Origin of the sequence: Italian clover phyllody phytoplasma str. MA1, assembly GCF_000300695.1 — a bacterium.
Lineage (GTDB): Bacteria > Bacillota_I > Bacilli_A > Acholeplasmatales > Acholeplasmataceae > Phytoplasma.
The window spans coordinates 1-399 of the sequence record NZ_AKIM01000141.1 but is presented as its reverse complement, the minus strand read 5'-3'; the positions used below and the strand labels follow the sequence as shown (position 1 = coordinate 399).

General features: G+C 25.3%; 2 protein-coding genes. Both read left to right on the top strand.

All coding sequences use genetic code 11. The annotated features are described in order from the left end of the window. The first annotated feature begins 56 nt into the window (after positions 1 to 56). A complete protein-coding gene (locus tag RI01_RS02995) occupies positions 57 to 236 on the top strand; it encodes a hypothetical protein (protein ID WP_017193191.1) in 180 nt (59 codons plus the stop codon). Further along, a partial coding sequence (locus RI01_RS03470; protein WP_017193190.1) for a DNA adenine methylase occupies positions 226 to 399 on the top strand: 174 nt, incomplete at its 3' end. The genes RI01_RS02995 and RI01_RS03470, both read left to right, overlap by 11 nt.

Below are 399 nucleotides of genomic sequence, written 5' to 3'. Positions count from 1 at the left end.
AAACACACAATTATTGGTAAGGACACCAAAAGAAATAAAAAAATAAAGGAGACAAAATGAAAAAAAGATATCCTATTTTATTAACCATTTCCTATTTATTTTTCATCATTAGTAATATTATGGCTTTATTTTTCAATTTTGAATTAGGATTAAAATTTAACGCTACAATCGCCATCTTTTCTGATATTTTCTTTTTATTTTATTTATGGCATAAGGAGAAGAAAGATGAAAATTAATTGGATTGGATGTAAGAAAAAACTTTTACCCCAAATTATTGCTAATTTACCTTCTAAATTTAAAACCTATTACGAACCTTTTTTAGGAAGCGGGGTGCTTTATTTTTACTTAAAACCATCAAAAGCGATTTTAAACGATAATGATAACCAATTAATCACTATG